1 protein-coding gene is annotated in these 237 nt (G+C 50.6%); it reads right to left on the bottom strand.

The genetic code is table 11. From position 1 onward, the window contains the following. A partial coding sequence (locus B0D78_RS12290) for an NAD(P)/FAD-dependent oxidoreductase (protein WP_205948342.1) occupies positions 1-237 on the bottom strand: 237 nt, incomplete at both ends.

The following is a 237-nucleotide window of genomic DNA, read 5'->3' as shown; positions in this document are numbered from 1 at the left end:
GAATAAGCAATTTGCAGATTAAAGCCGCCGGTGTAGGCGTCGAGGTCGAGTACCTCGCCGGCAAAATACAGATGACGGACAAGCTTGCTCTCCATAGTCTTTGGGCTGATATCCTTTACATCCACGCCGCCGTGAGTAACGATAGCCTCATTGATCGGGCGGAAAGAATGTATGTTCACCGAGAATCCTTTTATGACGTCGATAAGAGCGGATCGCTGTGCCGCGGTAAGTGTGTTG

The organism is Pyramidobacter sp. C12-8 (genome assembly GCF_002007215.1).
Lineage (GTDB): Bacteria > Synergistota > Synergistia > Synergistales > Dethiosulfovibrionaceae > Pyramidobacter.
This window is presented reverse-complemented; position numbering and strand designations above follow the sequence as displayed.